The sequence below is a fragment of the Flavobacterium sp. GL_143 genome (assembly GCF_057834355.1).
Genome location: NZ_CM174401.1, coordinates 4,194,257 through 4,214,509, shown reverse-complemented (window position 1 = coordinate 4,214,509; position 20,253 = coordinate 4,194,257). Strand labels below are relative to the sequence as shown.

The window sequence follows — 20,253 nt, the reverse complement described above, 5'->3', positions numbered from 1 at the left end:
AAACTTAAAGCGTCTATTTTCTTAATTATTCGTTAAGAAATCTTGAATTATGGAGTGTTTACTGGGGATTATTCAATAATAACTTTATTGCTTAGTTTAAGAAATGTAGAATTATTGATAAGTTTGATAAAAGAATTAAGCATAGGAAATCGCAAAAGTTGCATAGATGTAAACATTTGTTTCCTTTGGTTATATAAACAGTAAAGCCCGACAGTGATGCCAGGCCTTTGAATATTTTAGGAAATATTTCTAACTATATTGGTCCCTTTTTTGCGCCTCAGGAACTAATCTTCGCATGCTTTTATTGATAATGCTACGTACTGATTTCTTTTTGAACTCATAAGCTTTGGTGCATTTCTCGAGTTCAACATATAATAACTGAAACTTATCGTATAGCGCATCAAGCTCTTCCATGGCTTTTCGCGTCTTTTCGTCTTCAGTTTCTTCGATTTTATTTTGGGATATCTTAGACAGATATTCAAATTTATGAAATGCTGTTAGCAAAATTCGATGCTCTCTTGAGTTTATTCCTTGCATAATATGGTAATCTAAATATTGATAAACGATATAATTGTTTTAGCTATATAAACCTTAACTATAAGTTTTTGCACACTTTGCTTAAATGGACTTATATGACTTATATGTTTGACTTTTTTTAAACCATATAAGCGATTTAAGAAAATATAAGTTTCTAAATGTAACTTATATGGTTAAAATTTCTTCTAAATAAAACTTGAATTTAAGGTGTAAAGCGCAATAAGGGATCTATATCGGTATAAATTCTAGATGTAGGCAACAATCGCAATTTTGTGCTCTCTCTTTTGCTTACATTTCCCGATATTTTTCCTAATACTGCACTTAACAGAACTTCTGAACGGTTGCCTAAAGGAAAGACTTCGAGTTCTTGTAGTTCATCTGAATATATCAATGGGTTTATTCCCTTTGAATAATTACCTTCATGTTTAGCATTAAATAATTTATAAATTGAAGGATATAATACCCAACCTTTAGTTCCTGTAATTCGATTATCTTCTATAGGAAATCCTGCTACGTCTTTACCAAAGGTTTTATCGCCAATGGTAATTACATCCATATATGGTTTCAGATTATTTATGATTAATTCTGAAGCAGATGCTGTACGATTTCCGCATAATATATATACTCTTTTAATGAGAGGATGCGCATTTTGTAATGCTTCAAAACTTATTTTAGATTCATTACTTTCTAATGCCTGCTTAAAGGATTGATCTACATTTCCTCCATTTTTATTTCCTTCAAATTTTATAAAAAGATCATTGGCACGAACATTTGGAGCTATGGCAATACTCAGCGCAGTTGCCGATGCGATATCTCCTCCTCCATTATATCGTAGATCCAGAACGAGTTCTGTTATTGATTTACTTTTTAGCTCCTGAAAAATTTGCAGGATTTGTTGTGATTGTCCAATATCAAAATGTGGAATTTGAACATATCCTATTTTTATGTTTTTATCAGTAATTATTTGATATGATATAGGTTGTGAAAAAGTGAGGCCTGATGATAAAGTAACATCTTTTGTTTTAGAAAAACCTGATTGTGCTGTATAAGAGTTTATACGTAAGCTTAATTGGGACGAGGCTATCATGTTTGTATACATACGATCATAATTACCCTGATTAAGATCTGTCCCGTTTATCTGAGTAATAAGATTTCCTCTTTGCAGTCCGTTATTTTTGGCTGGAGAATCTTCTAATACATATAATACAACACCATAGTATTTTCCATCAGACTCAACAAAGCTTACATCAAAACCAAATTTTCGCCTTAGACTTTGTGGTGCTGTATCTGGCATTGCTGGATGTAAAGCATAAGAAAAAATATCATCTTTCTGTAACAGTTTTGCGAAGTACTCTTTTGGAGTAGCCGACAAATCGCCTTGGGCTGGCATAGTTTCATTCCAGCGATAATATTTTTTCATTTGTTGGTACATCCATTCATTTACATATTCGTTGGTCCCTTCATTATAGACTTGCGTCGAATGATCATCTGGCGTACAGGAAATAAATAAACACCATAGAAAAAAAGATAAGTAGGTAATAAAAATAAAGGGGTGTTTCATATTTTATGCTTGAAATTTATAAGTGTAGGTTTATTTATTAACTATTTGAAAGTAAAAAAATCAACTAAATTTAAAGTTCCCTCTACTCCTGAAAATGCGCCGCTTGCATCTTTCTTTTCATCGAGTACAATTAATCGTGATTTATTTACCGACATAGTCATCATAACAGTAACTTTTTTTCCTGTAATGTAAGATTCTGTTGTGCCATGTTTTACTAGTTCCATTATGATTGTAGGTGGTGAACTAAAAGGAAACTCTATAAACGAACTAAATTTATCTTTATCAATATTCTCAACAACTCCCAGAACCTGCCCGTTAATTTTACGGATAATTCCGTCGAGCTTTCCTTCGTATCCACTATTCGAATATTTGTTTTTGGATGGGAAAATAAATTTAAAGCCACTATTACTTGGTTTGCTTAATACACCAGGTTTTATGGATGTAATTTTATCAATCCAAATGTTTTCTTTAGCAAAAAAAGAAAGTGTATCAATAGGTGTTTTAGAGTTAAAACGATACGTACGTAATAACTCTTTTGTTACTTTATTTGTAATTTCTAAAGTCTTCTCAGCGTTTCCGTAATAAACAAATTCATACTCTTTTTCGATTTTTTTTGCAAAGGCAGTTTTTTTATCCTTCCCTATTTCAATCAGTTTACCATTTGCAGTTATCTGAATAGAATCTGCTAAAGCGCTATATCCTACTATAACTACTTTTCCGGGTTGGTTGGTTTCATTACTATAATAAGGTGTTAGCTCATCATTGGCACAAGATCCAAAAAAAGCCATTGTAATCGTAAAAAATAATGCTCTTGTTACTGTATTCTTCATATTTGTTTTTTTATTGTAGAAACTCTGTTTATCTGAAAAGCGCGAAAACTTTCTCTAATATTATTTTTTAATGAATTTTAATTTTTTAGAAATGTTATTGTTGGTTACTAAAAGAAAATATACGCCTTGTGATAAATTATCTACTGCTATACCTTCTTCTTTATATGCAGACGCTGCAACTAACATTCCGCTTGTATTGTAAATTTTTAAAGTTGTTTTTTCAGTCTTAAATTCTTCTCCTAATTCTAATTGTAAATTTCCTTCAACGGGATTTTGTTTTAATTTACAAACTTGTGCTTTTAATTCTGATTCATCTACACCTAGCAATGATTCTGCTGTAACCGAAATTTTATCGATTTCATAACCAAAAAAATTAAAATCACGAATAGTACCTAAAGCTATATATACAGCTGGTTTACCTACAAATTGTGAAATATCTACTGTATAATCTTTAAACTCTGCATCTTCAACTGATGATCTTTTTAAGTTTACTGTACTTAAAAGTGTAAAAGTTGCTGGATCTGGAGAAGTCGATCCATATACAAATAAATCCTGATTACCATCATAAACACTTGTTTGCGCATTTAGGATTAAGGAAATTTTTCCCGAATAAAAGGAAATATCTATAGCAGGTGATATAGCTAGATTGTCTTCTGTAGTTCCTAATTGTGTTCCTCCATTTAATAGATCGATATTGTAAGTTCCTAAAACATCAATTGTACCACCTACAATTGCACCTGTACCTGAATCTAATTGAATATTTTTTCTGGTAAGCCAATTACTTCCATTTCCGTCTTTATCCAATAAAGTCCAGTCTGAAGCATCAGCATCATCAAAATCATCTTCCCAAATTGTATATTGAGCAAATGATGTCCCTGTAACCATGATAAGTAATAATAAAAGTAGAATTTTTTTCATTTTTTTTAGTTTTTTTTAAAACATGGGCAGTACTAAACTGCCCACGTAGAGTTTTAATAATTAACCTAATGCAATTAAAAATTTGTAAACTTTGTCCAAGTACCAGTCCAGTTAGATTCAGTTTTGAATGCACCTGTAAGACCTGTAAAGTTTAACGTTCCATCATTAAAGAATGGTTGGCTAAGAGCCCATTTTGTAGCTGGATCTGCTATAGAAGTACTAGTACCTATACCAGATATTGTTGTTCCTACTGGTAATAATGGGTTATCAAATCCGTGGATTGATATTCTTAAGTATGAAGAACCAGTTGGAACTGAAGGAGATTCCCAGTTGATACCTCTGTTGTATCCTGTAACTGTAACATCTGTAAGGCTGATGTTACCTGCTCTACGTACGTGAATAGCATTTTCGTATAAATCTGCTACTGTATTAGAGCTAACTCCGATAATTGATAATTGAGAAATAACAGGACGTGTAATAATTGTAGTAACAGTTCCTGTTGAATTGTTGTCTAATTCGATACCATTAGAATCTGGTTTTCCGCTACTTAAACTATGAGTTGAATTACTATCTGCAATTGCAATTGCTTTTGTGATCTTTCCAGTGTAACCAAAATCGAAATCGAAGTTGTCATCATCTGGTGCAAATGAAACTAAGTGACTAGCATCTACTTTACCACCAAAGAATTCAAATGAATCATCTTTACCATAAGATACCTGAATGTGATCTACTACAGTTCCGCTACCTACTCCTGCAAGTGTAAGACCGTTAATTTCAACATCAGTATCTAAGATACGCCCTGCAAATTCGATACGTACATAGTTTAATGCTCCTGCACTATGAGCATTATTTGTACCTCCATAATAGAATTCAGCAAAATTAGGCTGATCATCTAATCCTTCAACGATATTAGTAACTGAACCAGTGTTAACTTCGGCATCTCCTAAAAGTACTATACCTCCAAAATCTCCAGGAGTTGCTCCTGTATTTGCGTTACCATCTAATAAATTATAACTTGTGAAAATTACCGGAGCAGTTGCAGTTCCCTGCGCATCTATTTGTCCAGTTTTTGTAATGACAAGAACTCCTGTAGCTACACCAGCAGCAAGTGGCTTAGCTTTAATATAAGTACCTGGCTGAATAGTAAGTTTAGCACCACCCTTTACAGTAATAACTCCATCAATTTCCCATACTCTGTCGTTTGTCCAGGTTGTATTGGTTGTTATAGCACCGCTTACCGTTTGAACAGCTGCTGGATACCCTGTGTAATCTGCTCCAGAAGCTTTCATAGAAAAAGAAGAATCTGTAGATGAATCATCATTTTGGCAAGAGCTCACAACTAGAGCTACCATTGCGAATAGAAAAAATTTTTTCATAAATAATTTAATTATTGCTATATTTGCCGCTATTACAATCTAGGCCTTTGGAGAGAGCAGCAAAATATCTTTCCTCAGGTCTTTCTCTTTTTTTGGTAAAGATTTTTTTATAATTTCCCCGCTTTACCATCGGATTTTGTACCTACTATTTCCATCTTTTGCTCTTAGGATTTTTTACCGCAACAAAAGGTTATCTTTCCATTCTTTTAAAATTTTATTACCCAAAATTGTAAAAGACCTTATTAAGTATTTCGTTATTTTTTGTGCTTAATGCATTAAAGCAAATAATCAAATTCAATACTTACAACTACTTATATTAGATTTTGAAAAACCAAAATATCATGCCTGATTTTATTGTTAACGGTTTCTTAATATTCAGTGATTGAAATCATTTTTTTATAAGATGTAATACTTTAGATTATAAAATTTAATCACCTGATAAATTGAATGTTATGAATAAATTATTAAAATTAAAAGTTTATAAACTTGGTCCAAGTGTTAGTCCAGTCAGTTTCAGTTTTAAATGCCCCTGTAGTACCTGTAAAATTTAATGGTCCATCATTAAAGAATGGTTGGTTAATAACCCATTTTGGAGCTGGATCTGCTATAGAAGTACTTGAACCTGGACCAAATAAACTTGTGCCGACTGGTATTACAAAATTATCAAAGCCATGAATTGATATTCTTAATCTTGAAGAGCCACTTGGTACTGAAGGAGATTCCCAGTTAATACCTCTGTTGTATCCTGTAACTGTAACATCTGCAATGCTTATATTACCTGCCCTGCGTACATGAATAGCATTCTCGTATAAATCTGCTACTGTATTAGAGCTAACTCCAATAATAGACATTTGAGAAATAACCGGATGTGTAATAATTGCTGTTGCCTGACCAGTTGGATTGTTATCCAACTCAATACCATTAGAATCTGGCCTTCCTCCGCTTAAACTGTGAGTTGAATTACTGTCAGCAATTGCAATAGCTTTTGTAATAGTTCCTCTATATCCTAAATTAAAATCAAAATTATCATCATCTGGAGCAAAAGATACCAAATGGCTTGCATTAACCGTTCCTCCAAAAAACTCTATAGAATCATCTTTAGAATAAGATACCTGAACATGATCTACTATAGTACTGCTACCTACCCCTGCAAATGTTAATGCGCTTAATCCGTAATTTGAATCTATAAGCCTTCCTGCAAATTCGATTCGTACATAATGTAAAGCTCCTGAATTATGAGTATCATTGGCTCCTCCATAATAAAAATCAGACCAAGTAGGTTGGTCATCTAATCCTTCGACAACATTTGTAGTAGAGAAAGTATTAATTCTTGCATCTCCTAATATTGCTACACCTCCAAAATCCCCAGGAACTGCTACAGTATTGGCGTTGCCATCTAATAAATTATAACTTGTAAAAATTACTGGAGCAGTTGCAGTTCCCTGTACATCAATCTTTCCAGTTTTAGTAATGACAAGTACTCCTGTTGCTACATAACTTCCTAAATATTTTGCTTTAATAAATGTACCTGCCTGAATGGTTAGGGTCGCTCCGTTTTTTACAGTAACAATTCCGCTAATTTCCCATACTCTGTCGTTTGTCCAGGTAGTATTGGTTGTAATAGCGCCATTTACAGTTTGTACCGTTGCAGGATATCCTGTGTAATCTGCTCCGGAAGCTTTCATAGAAAAAGAGGAGTCAACAGCATCATCATTGTTTTGGCAAGAGCTCACTGATAGAGCTATCATTGCGCATAGAAGTAATTTTTTCATAAAAGTATATTTATTAGATATTTGCCGCTCTTAAAAAGAAACCTTAGAAAGAGCAGCAAAATATCTTTCCTTAGTTTTTTGATAAAAATCTCACTTAAAACGAATAATTAACCGATACACTTATAGTTCTACCGCTCCAAGCTTTAAACATGACCTGATCTATGTCTTCATCATATTTTTTACTAGCATTGGCTCCTAATGAAAATTGGCTTCTAGGATTACTCCCCATCGAAAAATCTTCAAGATGTGAATAGCTATTAGCATTATTATAGGTTTGAATACCAGCATCAAACATGTTTTTTATACTGCATTTTAATTCCAGATTTTTTTCTTTAAAAAACTTATAACTTACCTGAGCATCAGTTACAGCATAAGGCATTCTGATTTCTTCTCTGGAATATTCAAATCCTACCAAAATATATTGGTCACCAATTCCATTTTGCCTCACACTAAATCCCATGCGGTCTCCTATATAGTCTAATCCTAAATTATAGGTATAAGGTGATTGTCCGTAAAGTGGTCTGTTAGCCTCATAAAGTCCACCCTCACCATCTATACGTACGTATGATGTTACTTTTGTATCATTAATAGAAACATTTCCTGAAACGAATAATTTTTCTAAAATTGGTCCTTCTCCTAAAAAAGTAAGATTTTTATAAAATTCCGCTTCTATCCCCCACAGTTTGGCGTTATAAGAATTAAGATTATAAATAATACCTGAGTTTCCGTTTACAGTACCAATAGCTTCTATAGGATCCTTAATATCTTTATGATAAACTCCAAAAGACAAAATTTCACCACCTGATGGAAACCATTCTAATTTTAAATCATAATTATTAGATACACTAGAAATCATTCCTCCAGACCAGTTTAGAATTTTGGCGTTACGAATGGGATCATAATACGGAGTACCTACGCGTTCCGAAAATTGAGGACGTAATACAGATCTATTATATCCAACTCTAACATTCATTTTATTGGTTGGACTAATTGTTAAACTAGCGGATGGTAAAAATTGCCACTTTTTGTCTTCTTTTATGAATGAAAAAACGCCAGAACCTTCAAACTGATTCGATGTTTCGCTATAAATATAACTTTCGGCTCTTGCTCCCCAAACGAGTCTTACAAAACGACCAATTTTATTATCAAGCATTAAAAAAGGGGAATGTACTTTTACATCTCCTTCATATTTATCTCCATATTTTCCGTAATCATCCCAGCCAAAACCACCATAATAATATTGCGAACCATTCAAAAATTCTGAAAGCGGCATATAAATTTCAGCTGTTTCACTCTTTTGTCCAACAGTTATAAGTTTAGCCGATCTTTGCTGATTTGTAGCTGTTTTATATGTTCCGAAATAACCTGCTTTAATATCATTTTTGCTTACTTCACCTAAATCAAAAGAATAATCTAAATTAATAGCCCAGTTATAATCCGTTTCATCATTGGAATAATTGTCTCTGCTAAATGGTAATCTATTTCCGCTGTTGTAGACTGTATTATAAGCTAATACATCGTCACCTACTTTTTTATATGAGGTTTGTAGAAAAGTAGCATCTTTTGTGTCTTTTGTGATATTGCTATAACTAGTATACCAATTAATCTCAAGTTGATCAAAACGATGATTTCCCTCAATTTTATTTTGAATAAAAGTTGTATAAATAGGATAATTAGTTTCAATTGTTGTTGGAAGATCACTACCGTCTATAATTCCGGTAATAGTATTCCCTTTTTCCCAACCCGTAATTTGAGTCAATTGATTGTTATAGATATGCATTGCGGTGTTACGAGTAGTAATTTTATGTTTACCTAGCTGAATAGCAGCATTAAACATTCCCCCCAAAGTAGAATTATAATTATAATTTGCACCTGAGTTATTAAATCCATATTTTTCAAAAATCGAATATGCTCTTCCTCCTTCTCCTTCTTGTGCAAATCTTGAGTTTTCAATAAATCTTCCTCTTTGTGTGTGTTCGATGTCTATTTTTTCTTGTGTATTCTTGAAAAGTATGGATCCCACAAATCCCCATTTATTGTTATTTTTTAAATTATATGATCGCCCCAATGCAAATTGTAATGTAGTTCCTGGTGCACCATACGTTTTATAGGTAGAAAAATTATCCTCGGTAAACTTTTTAGACTGTTCTATAAATGGGCCGGAGGTTGCTTCACTAGTTGGTGGCTCTAGAGGTAACATATTAGGATAATCACGTCTTCCGTCATCAAAACCCAAATAATCATAAGCTCCTTCTTGTTTGGTAAGTCTTTCTTTAAAAGCACTTCGGCTGTTATACGAGGTACTTACCGAAAAACTTGTAAAATCTTCTTTAGGAATATCCTTTGTTTTTATCTCAACATATCCTCCTGCAAAATTAGCGTACATATCTGGCGTTGCCGACTTACTAACTACTATACTTTCTACCATAGCAGTCGGGATAATATCAAAAGAGAAGTTTTGCTGGTATGCATCTGTACTTGGCAACGTGATTCCGTCCATTACGGCTTGGTTCCAACGTTCTCCCATAGAACGAACTACAACATATTTATTATCAATTGTTGTTACGCCCGTGATACGCTTAAGGGCACTACCAACATCTTTGTCTGGTGTTCTTGCTATTTGTTCTGCCGAAATTCCATCAGAGAATTGTGCTGCTTTTTTTTGCTGTATCAACATTCCCTGAACAGATGCTGTTGCTTGTTTATAATTCTGAATTATAATTACTTCATTAAGCGATTGCGCATCTTCTTTTAATGAAACTACTAATGGTGTTTCACCACCTTCAAGCACTTTTATGCCTGTAATTTTTTGTGTTTGAAATGAAATGGCGCTAATCTCAATAGTATATTCGCCAGGCTCTAATTCTAAAACATAATTACCATCAATATCCGATTGTGCTCCCAAACTCAGTTGGGTTACTTTTATATTTACTCCGGGCAATGAAAGTCCGTTTGCATCGACAACTTTACCTACGATTTTGCCCTTCTTTTTTTTTTGCCTGAATCTTTACTATTTACAGCTATATTATTTTCATTTCTTCTGAAATTTAAATTTGTCTGATTTTGTAAATCATTTAAAATTTCATCAATTGTAACATTTTCTTTTTTTAGTGTAACTAGAGGTAAACTTAGATCCAAATCTTTTTGATAAATAAATTGATATGGAGTTCTGGATTTTAAATTATCAATAATTTTTTGTGGTGTAGAGTTTTTAAAATCAACCGAAACTGTTCCGGTTTGTGAGTAAATAATGTTTGTTCCGAAGAATAATCCGAAAAACAAAATCCAAATGGCAAATTGCCTGGAGTAATCATTGTTCATAATTGATAATTGTTAGTTTGTTATTGGTATTTATTTTAATATGATATTTAGGGTTAATATTTTTATAAAATTTTAATGGCTTCCTAGCAGCTAGCTATTAAATCATTTTTCTTATTGATTTAATACTGCTGTATTCTTTCTGTTAAAGTCTGTTTAAAAAAACTGTAGAACGGATTATCTACTTATGAGATAGGTGTCTTTGCCGGTTGTTCTTATTTTAATTTCCAGAGCAAACGCTACAGTTTGAAGCATTTCATAAAACCCTTGTCTAGTATCGAGGGTTCCCTGTATTTTAAGGTCTTTTAGATTTTCCTCTAGATAGTCAACCGTAAAAGAATGGTCAAGTTTTAGTTTCTCTATAACTTGTGCGAGAGTTAACCCATCTACATAAATTAAAACCTTTTTCCATTCAGGCTCAAGCAAAGTAGTTTTTTGCTTTTCAATTTTTGCATCAGCATTATTATAAATAGCCTTATCCCCTTTTACCAAGAAAACTACATTCTGTTTACTTTCTACTTTTACTTTACCTGTTCTTACATTTACTTGAGGTTCTTTGTTAGCGTAAGAACTAATATTAAATGATGTACCTAAAACAGTCGTTTTTATAGCTCCAGATGTAATTACAAAAGGTCGTGATACATCTCTCTTAACTTCAAAGAAAGCTTCTCCAGTTAATTTTACTGCTCTTTCATTTTTAGCAAATTCAGTTGGATATTCTATTAAAGTATTTTGATTTAGCCATACACGTGTTCCATCAGGTAAACTTATCAGGCGTATATCTTTGTTAAATGTTTTTGTTGAAGTAATTGCTACTGTAGCATTATGCGATGGAGTAAAAACCTGATATCCACTAAAAGACAAAATTATTACTGCACACGCTGCTGCAACCCAATTATAAAAGCTTTTGTATTTATTAATTGTAACGTTCTGAATATTATCCCACATTCGGGATGCAATTTGGTCAGGAAGAATACCTCTATTAGGTATTGCGTTCCATTCTTCTTTTAATTTTTTAGATCTCATTACAATTAAGTTTACTATTGAAAATTATACATGAATTTTATCAATTCAATTACATTAGATTCCTAGTCGGGCAAATATCATGGGGTAATATTACTATTAACGTTTTCTTAATCTAAGTAACCATTTGAGGGATGTTTATTTGATGGTAAAAAACAGAAAATTCAAAAACAAAAGAAAAAAAGAGCTGGTAAAAAGTATTGTATAGGGAGAAAATCTGAAATCGTATTATATCATCAAACTTGGCTGACTTATAAAGAATAATGCAAACCAGTACAGTTCATGATTATGTACTGAATTCTTTTTAAGAAATTGTAAGGTCTTTGAGATTTGGTTAGCAACCGCGCTTGGCGACATATCCATCTCTACGGCAATTTCTTTATAACTAAGATCTTCAAATTTATGTAGATTGAAGATTTTCCTTCTTTTTGGAGGGATCTTATTCAGGAGGTATTCTATTTTTTCTAGCTTGGAACTTATATCATCTTCCGTTTCAGATGCGCTATCGAGTTCTTTAATTAACTGGTCATTTTCTACAGAAAAGATTCTGTTTTGTTTTTTATACCATTTCGATATCTCCTGTTTTGAACTTTTAAACAAAATAGCTTCTAAGCTTACATTTGGGTCCAATTTGGTTCTATATTTCCAAAGGTGAATAAATACATTTTGAGTCACATCTTCAGAATCTGCAAGCTGCGAGGTGTATTTCTTTATAAAACAAAAAACTTTATAATGATATAGATCATAAATTTCTTTGAAGCAGGAATCATCTCCCTCTCTTAACCTTATTACTAAATTAGAACTCATATTGTAATTTTAAATCGTTAAAGAAGACCCTTACAAAAGTAAGATTAAACCTTTATCAATATTTTTGTCGTTCAGTCATTTAATAATTTATTAATATTACGCTATGTCTGTTTTATAGATTTATGCTGAATTATTTAGAGAAACTATCACAATAAAAAAAGCCATCTTTTTAGGATGACTCTTTGTATAGTTTTAATTGAAAGATATATAGGATGAAGAAGGAAGCGGAAATATATCTTTATCTAAAATGATACTCGCATTAAACAGAGATACTAATTTACTTGCATTAAGCGTTGTGCCAAATTGGGAATCATCCAGGTGATTAAATATTACTTCTAGAAAATTACAAAGTCCTAATACTTTTATTATAGCGGAACGATTCTCACTTTGAAATCCCATTTCTATAATCAAAGCAAAATAAGATTCCCATAATTTTTCTTTATTTTCCAGATAAGAATCACTTTTTAGATATATTAAAAAATCATTTACATTAGTATTAAAAAACACACAGGTTTGTTCTACTATTTGTGTGAAATTTTTATCTTTATTTAAGATGTTATAAAATGATTTGAATTTGCTAATATTTCCTTGTAAGTTGCTTGGATTAGATACATATTGCAATTCATAAGGGGCAATTCCGTCAATATAAGCAATAGCTTCATTTTGTATTTGTTCCCTATGTCCTCTTATTTTTAACGACGCTAATTTCGCTAGGAAAGAAAAACTGGCGGAGTCTTTAGTAAAAGGTTTGTACTGAAAAAAATCTAATGTTTTTATTTCTCTGTTCATTGTTTATTTATGTTTTCTAAACTAAAATTGAATGCTGGCGAGTGATTACCAGGTCCTCCTCCTGTCATTACAATATCTGCACTAGTTATACCAAATAAATTTATTTGTGAATTAATCTGTGAGATTATAGCAGAGTCTAATACATCTCCTTCTTCTATTTCAGGAACAACACCTATAAAAAGTCTTGGGTAAAATTCAAAAACTGCTTTTTCTCCAGGAGCTAGGTTTGTTTTTGTAGCAATTAATCTATTGTTTCTGTAGCAGTTTGCGTTGATTATTCCAGACGGAAGCGCGTTTTTTACTTCTATTTGGCTAAGATTAGTAGCTGGTTTTGATGCAACTCTCAGTACACTGCCAGCGTTATCCTTGACCATTTCATACGCTGTTCCTTCATAAGTGTAAAGCATTGGGGTAAAATTGCCGTATGAATCACAAGTAGCTACTTCATACCCCATTGAAAATGCAAAAGGATGGTTGTCTAGTCTGCTACTATTTTCTATTACCTTCCAGGCAATAGCACTTTTTTCAAATTCCTGAGCAACATTTTGTTGAAAAATAATGACATTATTGTTATTTGCGTCATTAGATTTGTTGATGAAATTCAATTTAATTTTGTCCATTATCATAATAATTTGGGGGTTGAACTTTCCTTTTTTACTTACCCTAATAATATTTGGTTTATGGATTTTTAATTTAAATACAATTTAAAACGAAAATTTAAATATCAATACCGTATTTATACCTATTTTGAAAATGTTAAATTCATACAAATAAGGATGATTATATACATAAAAAAAACAGGCAATTACGCCTGTTTTAAACTTAAATATGTAGGTTAAGACTACTTTATAAGATGGTTTCTTGCCGCCTTAAGCCCTACAAAAAACATTATAACTATCATTATTAAAAGAAAGTATAAAGATAAATTCCATGTCTCACCGTATTCATATAAACTACCAAATATGGGAGGTCCAAATGCAGCCAATAAATAACCTACCGATTGTGCCATACCAGATATTCTTGTAGCAGTGTGACTATCTGCAGTACGAAGAACAAAAAACATCATTGATAGACTAAAAGATAATCCTGAAGATATTCCGAAAAGGATAACTGCAGTATAAATATATTGTAATTGAAAGAATAGTATAAGCAAAACACTAATAAACATTCCTGCAGCAACAACAAAAATTAAGCTTTTCTGGTTAGTAAGTTTAGATGCAATAATTGGCCCAAGGAAAGTTAAAGGCAACATCGCCATTTGCATAAAAGACAAAACCCATCCACTTTCTTCTTTTACCATACCAAAACCCTGTAACAACATCGGAAGCCAGGTTACAAGAGAATAATACATTAATGATTGAAGCCCCATGAATATACTAATTTGCCATGCCAATGGTGATTTAAATATATTTAGATTGCTCTTTACTATTCCTGTCTCTTCAATGTTTTTTGTTCTTTTTAATACGATTGGTAACCATATTAAAAAAGAAAATACAGCAATCCAAATCCAGATTCCTAAAGAGCCTTTCCAGCCAAGACCGCTTAATTTACCAATTGCTATACTAAATCCAGATGCTAGAGCTGCTGTAAGATTCATCGATACAGAATAGAAACCGATAACCATTCCGGATTTATTAGGAAATGTTTTCTTGATATATCCTGGCACTAAAACATTTCCGATGCAAATTGCAATACCAAGTATGGCAGATCCTAGAAATAGTGTTACTACTGTACCCATTATTCTTATATATAATCCTGCGATTAAAAGTGCAATCGAAAAAAGTAAAAATTTCTCCAGACTCAGTTTTTTAGATAATTGCCCAACAAGAATAGATAGGAATGCAAATGCCATTAATGGAATGGTTGTAAGGAATCCAGCCTCACTATTTGAAAGATTTAATGATTTACTAATCTCGGTTAATACAGGTCCAAGTGCTGTTAATGGCGCTCGCAATGTGGAGGCAACAAATAATATTCCTATAAATGGCAGTACGATTCCGAAACAAAACCCTGTCTTACTTTTCCAGTCTTTTTTATGCTTATTCATAATATTTTTTTTCTTCTGCAAATTTACCATGCGTATTATAATTAAATTTGCCATATATTTAATCTAAAACGACAAAAGCAAATTATATAATGCATTATGAAAAACCATGAATTAGTAGATCGTATTGCCAAAAAAGCCTACGTTTGGTTTGAAGATAATTGGATACATGACTCCAATGAGCATTCTCATAATAGGGCGCAACTTGTTTATGTAGAGAAAGGTTTTCAATACTTACATGTGGCTGGGCGTATCTATCTCTTGCCTCAAAATCATGCTGCATGGATTCCCTCTAACCTATCACACAGAACAACTGCAGTTTCTGAAGATATAAATTTGAGAACCATTTTTTATTCTATTAATGAGCAAGATAATTTTTATGATAAACTAAGAATTTTTTCTGTACCTCCAGTACTTCGGGAGATGATATCTTATTGCGTAAAATGGAGTAAAAAAGAAGAATATTCGATTGAAGAGGAAGCTTTTCTGAATGCCATTTTTGTAGAGTTGCCTAGCTTTTTTAAAGATGCAATAACTTTAAATATCGTTATCCCGAACGATGAGCGATTGTTACAAATAAGCAATTTTATTCTGGATAATATGGCAAATTATATACATATAAGTACCATTGCCGAAAACAACAATATGTCTTTGCGATCCTTAGAACGAATATTTAAGAAAGAAACAACAATTACGATTTCTAAGTATATTCAATTGGTACGCATTATAAAAGGAATCGAGTTTTTAAGTACTGGGAAATATACAGTTTCTCAGGTTGCTTATCTTGTGGGTTACAAAAGTATACAAGCATTTAGTACTAGTTTTTTTCAGATACTCAACAAAAGACCTAATGAATTCTTAGGGTCTTGAAAATCAGTGTGATTTAAAATATTTGAATCTGTCACGAGATGATTTTGCTGCTTTAAAAAAATAATTTACCTTTAAGTTTTATGAAGAGTAAATTTATTTATTCATATCAAAAAACACCCCATTTGCATACCTTCTGGAATACATTAAATAGTTTATAAAGTAACTTAAAAATACATCCAAAATGCATAAAATCTTACCTACTATAATGCTGTTTTTATTTTGTTTATGTGCATCATCTCAAACAAAACCAATTGATAGCTCAGTTACAACAAAGGCAAAACAAAAGAATATAGATTTTAATGTAATGCCTTATCTTAATTATAATAGAACGCTGGATTTTATGTTTGGTGCTATTCCTATGATGATGTATAAACTCAATAAAGCCGATACTATTTCGCCTAAATCGCTATCGGGTATATCTGCTGTTTATACGACTAATAAATCCTATTTTGTGGCTTCTTTTAACAAATGGTATTTTAACGAAGACAAGTGGCGGGCTCAATTTATTTTTGTAACTGGTGATCAAAATGCCCAGTTTTATGTGGATGATATCGACACGCCAGACTTTTATGATTATGCAACCAAAAAAACAGTTGTAGCCATGACTCTCCAACGAAAAGTTGTTAAATCGCTGTATGCTGGTATCGGTTATTCGTATGCGCATTACGATACAAAATATGAAGATGATATACAACCATCTTCTGTTACTCAAACAAATGGTTTGCAGCTAAATATGATGTACGATACTCGTGACGCAGTTTATTATCCGACCAAAGGTGATAAAGTAAAATTGCGTTGGATTGGCTATCCCACATGGGTTGGTAATGATGTTAGTGCCAATAAAATTCTCTCAGAGTACAATAAATACTTTCCTATGAGAAGTGGAACCGATGTACTAGCAGCTCGTTTTTCGGGTAAGTTTGGTTTAGGGAATATTTCTTTTGAGCAACAAGTAACTATTGGCGGTGAGGATATTAGAGGATATTCAGAAGGGAAATACCGTGGCGACGGACTAATGGCTTTACAAGCGGAATACCGTTATAACTTTAATAAAAAAATGGGACTTGTAGGTTTTGCTGGCGTAGCAACTATTTATGGCTCTGATACATCCGATTTTAATTGGAATTTATATCCTGGTGCAGGAATTGGCTATCGCTACAGAGCCTTTAAGCACGAGAAATTTAATGTTGGCTTGGATGCAGCTGTTGGAAAAGGCGATTGGGGACTTTATTTCCGAATCGGAGAAGCTTTTTAAATTTATTATTAGTTGCTAAGTTACTGAGTCACTAAGCTTCTGAGGTCGTAGCTTGTATAGTTTAACCGCAAACTTGTCTTTCTGCGTCAGGGAGACAAGTTTGGGAATAAATTATGCTTAAAGCTTTGCGACCTTTGCGTATCCCGACGCTTCGGGATTGCTTACTTTGCGGTTAAAAACGCACTAGTGCCTTCTCCATTTTAATATTTTTCCTTTTATTCTTGAACTACTTGTGGAGACCCTTCCTGTGTCAGGGAGACAAGATTGGGGAATACATTGTGGTTAAAATTAATCTCGGTCTCTTCTTTTTTTTTCAACCTTTGAGCCTTTGTTGCTTTTTTTCTTTGTTCCTCCTCTTAAGGTAGCTTCTTCTCCATTTTAATATTTGCTCGTTCATAAAGCCCCTGCTCCAATGGGATTTCTTCAAATCCATATTTGCGATAAAGATGTATTGCTGACTCTAACTTTGTGTTAGAATACAGAATTAGCTTTTCTATTTTCATGTCCTTTGCAGTTGTAATGCAATGCTCCAATAATAATGTGCCAATACCATAACCTTGTGCTTTATCACTGACCGCCATTTTTCCTAATTCGAAAATAGTATCGCTTTTTTTTAGAAGTGAAGCTGTCCCAACAATTTCATTATCTAATGTAGCGTAGTATATAAAACCACCTTTATCAATGATTTCTTCTTTTGGATTTGAGAGTGAAACTTCATCCATTTTTTCAATTTTAAAATATTTTTCTAGCCAAGCGTAGTTCAGAATTTTGATAGATTCTTTGAATTTATCTGTGTAATCTATTATTTTTATTCTTGATTGAGAGTTAATTATATCTTGATTCATTTGTTTTTATATTGAACTTATTAGTTTAAGTAGTTTTGTTTAAAATACTGATATATAGTTGTTTTGGTTAAAAACTAATACTAGTAAAGACGAGCTGTCACAATGACAGTTATATGTTTTTATAGGCAACAGTATTACAAAGCATTTTTTACAATTGTGCCAAGTCGTTTTATATCTAGATTTAGTTTATCATTCCACTCTAAAGCAAAATTAAGACGCATGCAATTATTGTATTGATCATGTTGGGTAAAAATTCTGCCTGGAGCAAAACTGATTTTTTGCTTTATTGCAATATCATATAATGAAGCGGTATCAATATTTTTGTCAAGTTCAAGCCAAAGAAAAGATCCTCCTTGCGGTTGAGAAATCTTAGTATTTTCAGGAAAATAATCTTCGACAGCACGCTGAAAATGTAGGCAATTTGTATGCAAAGTGTGTCTGAAATTTCTTAGATGATGATCATATCTTCCAAATTCCATAAAATCGGCAACTACTTCTTGATACAAAGATGGCGTAGAGATTGTTTGTACTAATTTCTGCCTGATTATTTTCTCTTTAAACTGTCCCGGAGCAACCCACCCTACTCTATATCCTGGTGCAAGTGTTTTAGATACTGATCCGCACCACATAACAATTCCAGCTTCATCATAATATTTACAAGGTTTTGGTCTGGCTGCGCCAAAGAAAAGATTGCCATACAAATCATCTTCTATAAGCGGAATGTTATGATAAGTAAGCAATTCGACCAATTCCTTTTTGCTTTCATCGGGCATTAAACTCCCCAAAGGATTACTGAAATTGCTCATAAAACAACATGCTTTAATCTTTGGTATTACTTTTTTTAAAGCATCAAGATCTACTCCAGTTGTGGGATGTGTAGGGAGCTCGATAACATTAAGTCCCATAGACTTTGCTATTTGGAGTATTCCAAAATAAACGGGACTTTCGATAGCGATGGTATCTCCTCGTTGGGTTGTGACCATTAAGCAGCTATAAATAGCATTCATAGCTCCAGAAGTAGTTACAAAATCATCTTCGGTTAGTTTACCTTCTAATACAAGCGACCATTTTGCGAGATTGCGTCTTAGATTTAAATTTCCCTGAACCAAATTATAGTCTGTTCCACTCTCCTCCAGATTTCGCGTAGCTTTAATAATTCCTTTATTCAGTTTGGCAATAGGAAGCAAACTCTTATGCGGAACTCCCAAAGAAAATTGGGTAATGCTTTTATCACCAAAGGTGTCAAATACCTTAGTAATTAAATCGTCAGGACTTTTTTGGGTTTCAGATACTTTCAATTTATTCATCGAAGGAATTGAAAATTTCCTATTAGATGTATTACTTACATAAAACCCAGATTTAGGTCTCGATTCTATCAAAGATTTACTTTCTAACTCTAAAAATGCCTGTTTAACTGTATTTATGCTTACGTTGTATAATTTTTGTAGCGCACGAATTGAAGGTAGCTTATCTCCTATCTTTAGCGTTTCAGATAAAATCTGTTCCTGAATTATGTGGGCAATTTTTATATATAAGACTTCTTTAGCCATTTCTTTAATTTTATCTTAACAAGTTATATAACCTTATTGGCTAATATTTTATTAAAAAGCATTTTAAACCATATAAGTGATTTAAGAAAATATAAGTTTTAAAACACTTCGATTAAATGAACTTACATAACTTACATGGTTCGTTTTTTTTTGTAAACAAAGCTTAATTATTTGTTCTAAAAACTAGCACTGATTTATCCAGTTTGTTAGTTTATCTATCGCATTTTGAACCGCATTTTCTTTGGAAGCATTATCATTAAATAAAGCTTTGAAAGCTTTTTTTGCTTCTAGTTCTAAACCATCTTTTATTTGTGATGCATTATGTTCTTTTTCTTCAAAGTAATAATTAAATTCTGTTTCTCCAGAAGTATTAATCGATACAAATCCGTAGCCTAACATTTGGTTTCCGTAATGAGCAACACTTAGCGGAAGTCCAAAATGATTCATATTGTTTTCGTCTATATTTTGTATCAGATTTGGGTCATTTTTAGTCCGTTCTTTTGCTCGGTTGCATATGTTTAAAATACTACCAAGGTGTGAGATATTTACAGTTCCAAATTCTAGATGTTGCACTTTATTTATTTGAGTATTCATAAGGAGGATTTGTTTACTGCAAACCTACGCACTAAATAAAAACAGGTACAGATACAGAAAACAATTTATATACGGATACAGATTATAAATATATGCTATTTTATCGGTAAATTATTCAGGTATTTTTACCTATAAAAAAACACTTCCTTTTTATTTACTTTGAG

18 protein-coding genes are annotated in these 20,253 nt (G+C 32.5%); 2 read left to right on the top strand and 16 right to left on the bottom strand.

Annotated elements, in window-relative coordinates; genetic code table 11:
* Positions 1-249: 249 nt before the first annotated feature.
* The 13 genes from AC3IPI_RS17830 to AC3IPI_RS17770 form a co-directional block, all read right to left on the bottom strand.
* The gene (locus AC3IPI_RS17830; RefSeq protein ID WP_039112105.1) at positions 250-537 is read right to left on the bottom strand and encodes a hypothetical protein; all 288 of its coding nucleotides are present in this window, start codon (positions 535-537) and stop codon (positions 250-252) included.
* Positions 538-739: 202 nt separating this feature from the next.
* Positions 740-2,098: a S41 family peptidase gene (locus tag AC3IPI_RS17825; protein WP_489154613.1), complete on the bottom strand. Its 1,359-nt coding sequence runs from the start codon at positions 2,096-2,098 to the stop codon at positions 740-742.
* A 41-nt stretch (positions 2,099-2,139) separates the two neighbouring features.
* Positions 2,140-2,928: a hypothetical protein gene (locus AC3IPI_RS17820; protein ID WP_489154611.1), complete on the bottom strand. Its 789-nt coding sequence runs from the start codon at positions 2,926-2,928 to the stop codon at positions 2,140-2,142.
* Between the two features lie 60 nt (positions 2,929-2,988).
* Complete coding sequence (locus tag AC3IPI_RS17815) at positions 2,989-3,846, bottom strand: T9SS type A sorting domain-containing protein (protein ID WP_489154609.1); 858 nt, start codon at positions 3,844-3,846, stop codon at positions 2,989-2,991.
* A gap of 74 nt (positions 3,847-3,920) precedes the next feature.
* Positions 3,921-5,222 carry a hypothetical protein gene (locus AC3IPI_RS17810; RefSeq protein WP_489154607.1) on the bottom strand — a complete coding sequence of 434 codons (1,302 nt, stop codon included), beginning with the start codon at positions 5,220-5,222 and terminating at the stop codon, positions 3,921-3,923.
* A 470-nt stretch (positions 5,223-5,692) separates the two neighbouring features.
* Positions 5,693-6,994 carry a hypothetical protein gene (locus tag AC3IPI_RS17805; RefSeq protein ID WP_489154605.1) on the bottom strand — a complete coding sequence of 434 codons (1,302 nt, stop codon included), beginning with the start codon at positions 6,992-6,994 and terminating at the stop codon, positions 5,693-5,695.
* A 94-nt stretch (positions 6,995-7,088) separates the two neighbouring features.
* Positions 7,089-9,935: a TonB-dependent receptor gene (locus AC3IPI_RS17800; RefSeq protein ID WP_489154603.1), complete on the bottom strand. Its 2,847-nt coding sequence runs from the start codon at positions 9,933-9,935 to the stop codon at positions 7,089-7,091.
* A gap of 29 nt (positions 9,936-9,964) precedes the next feature.
* Positions 9,965-10,315, bottom strand: a complete 351-nt coding sequence (locus AC3IPI_RS17795) for an STN domain-containing protein (protein WP_489154601.1) — start codon at positions 10,313-10,315, stop codon at positions 9,965-9,967.
* 174 nt (positions 10,316-10,489) lie between these two features.
* Complete coding sequence (locus AC3IPI_RS17790) at positions 10,490-11,338, bottom strand: FecR family protein (RefSeq protein WP_489154599.1); 849 nt, start codon at positions 11,336-11,338, stop codon at positions 10,490-10,492.
* A 225-nt stretch (positions 11,339-11,563) separates the two neighbouring features.
* Positions 11,564-12,142: an RNA polymerase sigma factor gene (locus tag AC3IPI_RS17785; RefSeq protein WP_489154597.1), complete on the bottom strand. Its 579-nt coding sequence runs from the start codon at positions 12,140-12,142 to the stop codon at positions 11,564-11,566.
* Between the two features lie 192 nt (positions 12,143-12,334).
* Positions 12,335-12,931, bottom strand: a complete 597-nt coding sequence (locus AC3IPI_RS17780) for a hypothetical protein (RefSeq protein WP_489154595.1) — start codon at positions 12,929-12,931, stop codon at positions 12,335-12,337.
* Positions 12,928-13,551: a hypothetical protein gene (locus tag AC3IPI_RS17775; RefSeq protein WP_039119756.1), complete on the bottom strand. Its 624-nt coding sequence runs from the start codon at positions 13,549-13,551 to the stop codon at positions 12,928-12,930. The genes AC3IPI_RS17780 and AC3IPI_RS17775 overlap by 4 nt, the downstream gene beginning before the upstream one ends.
* Positions 13,552-13,772: 221 nt before the next feature.
* Positions 13,773-14,978 (bottom strand): CynX/NimT family MFS transporter, encoded by a 1,206-nt coding sequence (locus tag AC3IPI_RS17770; protein WP_323490448.1) that lies wholly within the window; start codon positions 14,976-14,978, stop codon positions 13,773-13,775.
* 96 nt (positions 14,979-15,074) lie between these two features.
* Between AC3IPI_RS17770 and AC3IPI_RS17765 the strand changes: the two genes are divergently transcribed.
* Positions 15,075-15,845: a helix-turn-helix transcriptional regulator gene (locus AC3IPI_RS17765; protein WP_489154592.1), complete on the top strand. Its 771-nt coding sequence runs from the start codon at positions 15,075-15,077 to the stop codon at positions 15,843-15,845.
* 181 nt (positions 15,846-16,026) lie between these two features.
* Positions 16,027-17,100: a BamA/TamA family outer membrane protein gene (locus tag AC3IPI_RS17760; RefSeq protein ID WP_489154590.1), complete on the top strand. Its 1,074-nt coding sequence runs from the start codon at positions 16,027-16,029 to the stop codon at positions 17,098-17,100.
* A 356-nt stretch (positions 17,101-17,456) separates the two neighbouring features.
* Here the strand turns inward: AC3IPI_RS17760 and AC3IPI_RS17755 are convergent, their stop codons facing one another.
* From AC3IPI_RS17755 to AC3IPI_RS17745, 3 genes are all read right to left on the bottom strand, one after another.
* A complete protein-coding gene (locus AC3IPI_RS17755) occupies positions 17,457-17,945 on the bottom strand; it encodes a GNAT family N-acetyltransferase (RefSeq protein ID WP_489154588.1) in 489 nt (162 codons plus the stop codon).
* Positions 17,946-18,079: 134 nt separating this feature from the next.
* Entirely contained in the window at positions 18,080-19,495 is a 1,416-nt protein-coding gene (locus tag AC3IPI_RS17750; RefSeq protein ID WP_489154586.1) for an aminotransferase-like domain-containing protein, read from the bottom strand.
* 183 nt (positions 19,496-19,678) lie between these two features.
* On the bottom strand, positions 19,679-20,089 hold the full coding sequence (locus AC3IPI_RS17745; protein ID WP_489154584.1) for a hypothetical protein: 411 nt from the start codon (positions 20,087-20,089) through the stop codon (positions 19,679-19,681).
* Positions 20,090-20,253: the final 164 nt, after the last annotated feature.

Coding starts and splice junctions, on each gene's coding strand:
- AC3IPI_RS17820 (WP_489154611.1), bottom strand. CDS start 2,928: ATGAAGAATACAGTAACAAGAGCATTATTTTTTACGATTACAATGGCT.
- AC3IPI_RS17805 (WP_489154605.1), bottom strand. CDS start 6,994: ATGAAAAAATTACTTCTATGCGCAATGATAGCTCTATCAGTGAGCTCT.
- AC3IPI_RS17785 (WP_489154597.1), bottom strand. CDS start 12,142: ATGAGTTCTAATTTAGTAATAAGGTTAAGAGAGGGAGATGATTCCTGC.
- AC3IPI_RS17770 (WP_323490448.1), bottom strand. CDS start 14,978: ATGAATAAGCATAAAAAAGACTGGAAAAGTAAGACAGGGTTTTGTTTC.
- AC3IPI_RS17775 (WP_039119756.1), bottom strand. CDS start 13,551: ATGGACAAAATTAAATTGAATTTCATCAACAAATCTAATGACGCAAAT.
- AC3IPI_RS17810 (WP_489154607.1), bottom strand. CDS start 5,222: ATGAAAAAATTTTTTCTATTCGCAATGGTAGCTCTAGTTGTGAGCTCT.
- AC3IPI_RS17790 (WP_489154599.1), bottom strand. CDS start 11,338: ATGAGATCTAAAAAATTAAAAGAAGAATGGAACGCAATACCTAATAGA.
- AC3IPI_RS17825 (WP_489154613.1), bottom strand. CDS start 2,098: ATGAAACACCCCTTTATTTTTATTACCTACTTATCTTTTTTTCTATGG.
- AC3IPI_RS17750 (WP_489154586.1), bottom strand. CDS start 19,495: ATGGCTAAAGAAGTCTTATATATAAAAATTGCCCACATAATTCAGGAA.
- AC3IPI_RS17760 (WP_489154590.1), top strand. CDS start 16,027: ATGCATAAAATCTTACCTACTATAATGCTGTTTTTATTTTGTTTATGT.
- AC3IPI_RS17780 (WP_489154595.1), bottom strand. CDS start 12,931: ATGAACAGAGAAATAAAAACATTAGATTTTTTTCAGTACAAACCTTTT.
- AC3IPI_RS17815 (WP_489154609.1), bottom strand. CDS start 3,846: ATGAAAAAAATTCTACTTTTATTATTACTTATCATGGTTACAGGGACA.
- AC3IPI_RS17745 (WP_489154584.1), bottom strand. CDS start 20,089: ATGAATACTCAAATAAATAAAGTGCAACATCTAGAATTTGGAACTGTA.
- AC3IPI_RS17830 (WP_039112105.1), bottom strand. CDS start 537: ATGCAAGGAATAAACTCAAGAGAGCATCGAATTTTGCTAACAGCATTT.
- AC3IPI_RS17765 (WP_489154592.1), top strand. CDS start 15,075: ATGAAAAACCATGAATTAGTAGATCGTATTGCCAAAAAAGCCTACGTT.
- AC3IPI_RS17795 (WP_489154601.1), bottom strand. CDS start 10,315: ATGAACAATGATTACTCCAGGCAATTTGCCATTTGGATTTTGTTTTTC.
- AC3IPI_RS17755 (WP_489154588.1), bottom strand. CDS start 17,945: ATGAATCAAGATATAATTAACTCTCAATCAAGAATAAAAATAATAGAT.